Source organism: Pradoshia sp. (assembly GCF_051873915.1).
Taxonomy (GTDB): Bacteria; Bacillota; Bacilli; order Bacillales; family Pradoshiaceae; genus Pradoshia.
In genome coordinates this window covers 11,716-17,235 of the sequence record NZ_JBJEFJ010000049.1, presented here as the reverse complement: position 1 = coordinate 17,235, position 5,520 = coordinate 11,716, and the positions used below count along the sequence as shown (strand labels likewise).

4 protein-coding genes are annotated in these 5,520 nt (G+C 44.5%); 3 read left to right on the top strand and 1 reads right to left on the bottom strand.

From position 1 onward, the window contains the following. Nucleotides 1-265: 265 nt before the first annotated feature. From ACI35L_RS05185 to ACI35L_RS05175, 3 genes are read left to right on the top strand one after another with little or no spacing between them, the layout of a single operon-like run. Nucleotides 266-2,536: a glycosyltransferase gene (locus ACI35L_RS05185; RefSeq protein WP_439802380.1), complete on the top strand. Its 2,271-nt coding sequence runs from the start codon at nucleotides 266-268 to the stop codon at nucleotides 2,534-2,536. Then, on the top strand, nucleotides 2,529-3,146 hold the full coding sequence (locus ACI35L_RS05180) for a lysophospholipid acyltransferase family protein (RefSeq protein ID WP_049669446.1): 618 nt from the start codon (nucleotides 2,529-2,531) through the stop codon (nucleotides 3,144-3,146). The genes ACI35L_RS05185 and ACI35L_RS05180 overlap by 8 nt, the downstream gene beginning before the upstream one ends. Before the next feature lie 25 nt (nucleotides 3,147-3,171). Further along, nucleotides 3,172-3,768, top strand: a complete 597-nt coding sequence (locus ACI35L_RS05175; RefSeq protein ID WP_049669445.1) for a TVP38/TMEM64 family protein — start codon at nucleotides 3,172-3,174, stop codon at nucleotides 3,766-3,768. Between the two features lie 41 nt (nucleotides 3,769-3,809). Here ACI35L_RS05175 and ACI35L_RS05170 read toward each other — a convergent pair whose 3' ends face one another. Then, nucleotides 3,810-4,988 carry a PDZ domain-containing protein gene (locus ACI35L_RS05170; protein ID WP_156185531.1) on the bottom strand — a complete coding sequence of 393 codons (1,179 nt, stop codon included), beginning with the start codon at nucleotides 4,986-4,988 and terminating at the stop codon, nucleotides 3,810-3,812. Nucleotides 4,989-5,520: the final 532 nt, after the last annotated feature.

Genomic DNA, 5,520 nt, shown 5'->3' with positions numbered 1-5,520 from the left:
CAATCCTTTTTGCCTATTGAAACATCCGCTTACAATCATCCTCTCAATCGTCGAAGCTGCCGCATCAAAGCCTTTATTCCTGGATTTCATTTCAAGTTGAAAATGGCCGATATACCTAAATCCACAAATCTGATATGACCAAAAAATATATAAGAATAGTTTTATCGGGCTCCTTTCGGGGAATTGAGTATAAATCATAGTCTCTCTTATATAGAAAAACTTCTAAACTATTATCAGCAAGAATCCATACAAAGGGCTGAAGGATATGAGGAAAAAGGTCAAGTTTTTATTATATATCGATATAGTAATATTAGTACTTGTCCTTGGATACAAAGGGTATTTATATGCCTTTGAACCTGAGGCAAATACAGCTAATGTTACTAGCATTAAAGAGATAAGGAGAATGGAGGACACTGATTCATATACATTCGCTGTCCTCGGTAACATCAAGAATTCTATTGATATTTTTGATAAACGAATGGTCAATACCATCAACGAGGATTCGGATATTAACTTTGTTATCTCAACCGGTAATGCGGTTTTGGACGGTTCAGAGGATAAATACCGGATCTTGAATAAAAGCTTTGAGAAGATTCAAGTACCGACCATTACCGGATTCGGACAGACCGAAATGACAGACCGCGGGGCCCTCCGCTTTTACCGGCAATTCGGTCCCTTTTATTTCTCCTACCAGCTCGGTGAATCGTATTTTATTTTCCTGGATACAACCGGGCAAACATCAGAGGAGCTGCAAAAGGAATGGCTTAAGACGGAACTGGAACAAGCCTCTGGCTGCCGCCATATATTCGTGTTTCTCAACAAAGCTCCGTATGTCATTCATGATTCATCAGATGATACGGACCAATACATACAAAGCGACAGCTTCCGGCATTTCTTAACGAGTATATTTGCCGAGTATAAGGTGGATGCCGTATTTGCCTCAGGGCCTTCCATCTATGACGAACGGGAAATAGACGGGGTGGGCTATTATGTCAGCGGCGGGGCTGGCGGGCCGCTCCTCTCCAAGGAGAAGAATAGCTTCTATCATTATATGAAAATCACCGTCAGCGGCGAGGAAGTTCAATACGGCATTGTTAAGCAAGGGGGCCAGAGCTCCCCAATCCTGAACACCATGGAGAATGTTTGGATCTTCATCCATTCACTTTTCTACACAAATCGGACAAACTTCACCATCATGGTCAGTATACTCGTACTTTTAGCCATCGTCCTTTACATCCAAGCAACGAAAGAGGTGAATTATTACCGGGATTTCACGCATCCCAATCAGCAGGGACCAAGGAACAAAAAGCTCACGATTGCCATGTTTACCAATACCTATTTGCCTTTCATCGGCGGCGTACCGAATTCCATCCACCGTCTGGCGAAGGGATTGAGAGAGCAAGGCCATGAGGTGTATATTTTTGCGCCAAAATACCCTGGACTAAATCAGCAGGAGGATGACCCATATACCATTCGCTGCGAGCTCATGTGGTACCGCAAAACAAAGGTGTTCAACTTCCCGATTGTAAATATCTATTCGACCAAGATCGAGGAAGCATTCGCGGCTCATCCATTTGATATCGTTCATGTGCATCATCCGTTCTGGATGGGGAAAAAGGGCATGCAATTGGCGAGGAAATATCAAATACCAGTTGTTTTCACTTATCATACACGGTTTGATAGCTACTACCGCTTCCTGCCGTTCCTAAAACTATATTTCAAAAATGTACTTTCGCATAAAATGGTGAAGCATTTCGCGCAAAACTGCAATGCCATCGTGGCGCCGACCACGACAGCAAAAGAATATTTGTCCAATATTGGTGTAAGCCGCCATATCGCCGTCTTGCCAACAGCCATTGATTTTGATGACTATCAGCACAGCACTGTTGACAGCGTGATGAGCCTGCGACAATCCTTCGTACAGGAAGGAGAGCTATTGCTCTGCTCCGTATCGAGGCTTGCCCAGGAGAAGAACATCTTCTTCCTAATTGATGCCATTCACTATATTAAACACCATACCGATGTACCTTTCAGCTGTATCATCGTTGGAGACGGCCCTGAAAAGGAGCATCTAAAGCAGCGAATTCAAGAGGATGGCCTAGAGGAAAACGTGGTGCTCATCGGCTCAGTGGCCCCTGAGGAAGTCAATCAGTACTATCAAGCCTCTGACCTCTTCCTCTTCAGCTCAAAATCAGAAACACAGGGGATGGTCATTCTGGAGGCTATGGCCGGTCATTGTCCAGTTGTCGCAGTCGCCTCAAGCGGCATTGATGATGTCGTGGTCAATGGGGAGAATGGCTACAAAACCATCGAGAGAATAGAGGAATGGGCAAAGAAAGTGATCTATCTAATGGAGCATCCAAAAGAGCGAGAGGAAATGTCCTCACGAGCCTATCATTTTGCCAAACGATATTCCATTCCCAATATGGCGAAGGAGGCCGTCTCTGCCTATCATGAGGCACAAAAGGATTATGAGATGAGGCATACTGCTGTCGTACAAGAAGAATCATCAAGGGACGTGATTTCAAATGATTGAGTTTAAGTGTTATGGAGATAAATTATTTCACTGGCTGGCCACCAACTATATTGACCTTGTATACCGAACAAGCCAGGTCCGCTATACAGGGAAGTCCATGATTACCTGCGAAGAAGAAAGGTTTGTTCTAGGATTTTGGCATGGGGACAGCTATTGCATCATTCCTGCGCTGAAAGGAACAAATATCTTTGTGATTACAACAAGCAATAGAAGAGGCGACTATATCGCCAATCTCTGTGAATATTTCGGATATACCCCGCTCCGAGTTCCCGATGAATCTGTTGGGGGAGGCTTTCTTTTTAAAATACGCAAAAAAATCAATGGAGCTGATGGAGGTCATCTCGCTTTGGCATTTGACGGCCCGCTTGGTCCCTATCATGTGCCAAAGGATTTTTCCTATATCCTTGCCCGTGTTTCCAAACGACGCATCGTCCCCGTCTCCATTGAGGTAAAGAGAAAAATCCGACTGACAAGGCGCTGGGATAAGTACATGGTTCCACTCCCATTCAATCAAATCAGCGTGCACTTTCACGAGCCGATTCCTGTATTGAGCAAGGAGCTTGATCCCATTAAGCAAAGGACAGTTGAAGTCATGGAGAGCCGTTCATAAAATTTCTTCATAAGAGGGCAGAACAATGGATAAGAATAAATGGGTTATGTACCTAGTTAATTCCGTCACTTTCATAGGATTCCTGGCTATTGGCATCTTTATCGCTGTTTTATATCATCGGGGAATTTTTTCTTCTACGGTGAGCTTTCAGCACTACATTGATGGCTATGGTCCGTTTGCTCCGCTAGTTTTCATGCTCATTCAAATTGTTCAAGTTGTCTTTCCATTTTTGCCGGGCGGAATCAGCACGGTTGCCGGAGTCGTTATCTTCGGAGCTTGGAGGGGATTTCTGTACAATTATTTCAGTATCTGCCTTGGCTCCATTCTCGTCTTCATCCTTTCAAGGAAGTACGGCAGTGATTTTGTGAAAAATATCATTAAAGAGAAGAACTATAATAAGTACAGTCAATGGATCAATAAAGGCAGGCGTTTCGAGCGTTTCTTCGCAAGCGCCATCTTCTTTCCCGGCTTCCCGGATGATGTGCTCTGTTATATGGCTGGTTTGACGAAGATGAGGCTAGGGAGGTTCATCGCAATCATCCTTCTCGGGAAACCTCTTTCCATTGCGGTCTATAGCATGGGAATTGCTGCTATTATACAATTTCTACAAAGATTATTTTAAAAAAGGATGCAGCCATCATCTTGGCTGCATCCTTTTTATCATTATTGTACACCTTCCATTGGAAGGAGCTTTCGACTCTCCACGGCCAGAATTCCCAGCTCATGGTGATCACCCTCATACAGAGCATTTTGTACAAGTCGTATTTGGTCATTAATATCATAAATCTCAAGCTTGCAATGTGCACGATTCGATTGCAGGGCTTCATAAAGCTCTGTCCTCGAATAAACCATCCGTCCATTCACCTTCGTCAGAAGCTCCCCCGGACGAAGCCCCATCCGCTCAGCCGGTGATTCAGGCAATATTCCAAGAATCATCAGCCCATTTTTGGAAGAGGTAAAGAAGGAGGAACGATTCTCCTCCCTGCTCTTATAAACAGAGAAGATAATCGTATGTCCAATGATTGCAGCCGCCACCGCAGCGAGACTTACATAAGGAATCCAATAGCCAGCCGCACTTATGGCCAGAACAATCAGCCCAAGAACTGTCATGCTTCTTCCTAATGGCTGCACAATATTGGCGAGCAGCGTACTCTTTGCTTTAAAGGAAAAACCGATAAAGAACGGAACAACAAGCGGCGCCCACTCAGTCTCACCAAAGGAGAATACAGGCCAGAAATCACCTGGTACATCAAGTAAACCGTTCGGGATAAAAAGAAGCACTGGCACAAGCCAAATCCGTTTGGACTTCTGTGCCCCAACAAGCATCCCCCTTTTTCCCTTCTCATACAGAGGCGACGCATGCAGAGCCCCTCTCTTGCGAATCAGCCAGCCTTCTGCCAGCAGCAATAGGCCGACCAGAACAGCAATGGATGGGTAAATGGCTTGATCAAAGGCAAAATAGCCCTCATCCCAAATTCCATTAAACCCATATATGCCAAGCCCGAAAATAATCAAAAAGGACAAACCAACCGTATAAACCGGCGATAACAGACGGACAAATAAGAATATACTAAATATTACACTCAAAGAACCTGCCAGCAGCACAAACTCAAATGGTACATTCAATCCAAGCAATCCCGTCATGACAGACAACACAAATCCCGTTAACAGGCTTGGGACGATGTACTCCTTCATCTCAATCATGGGATCCTCTACCCGGATATGAAACAGCTTGCGCTCCTGCTTAACTCGCTTGGAGCCAAGCATATATGTAACTATCAACCCAATATACAGAACCGGATTCAGAAACAACAACCCAATTCCCTTAAGTAATTCAATCACCCAAGTTTCCCACAATTTGTATCACCAACCCTTACATACCTTATCTTCTATTCTATCAAATCACCCCCTCCTTTCCTATTCTTTCTTTTAGAACAGGCTCTCCTTTTGCTTCGACAGAAAGACAGCCGTGAGCAAGCTCGCAAAATCAAAACAGCGTAATTAGAGCTTGTTTTCGAAGAGAATCTATCTAAAAACGAAAGATTTCATTCCAAAAAGACCGTCAGCTTGTCTATTTTCAGCTTTCTAGGATAGATTGGCCTTCTGTTTTCCTGAGGTTTTTCATATTTTCGCCGTTTATGGGCGATTTCTTAAGCTTTATGGGCGAAACTAAACCGTTTAAGGGCGATATCCCATCGTTTATGGGCGAACGCAGATAGTTAAGGGCGAAATCTCGTGGGTATGGGCGAAACCTCGTGGGTATGGGCGCCCCCCTGCGTTAGGGCAATAATATGAGCGTATGGGCGCTAATCCCTGAGTTGAGCTCCTCCCTACCTCCTTCCCAGCCCACACAAAAAAGACAGCGCCCCCTATG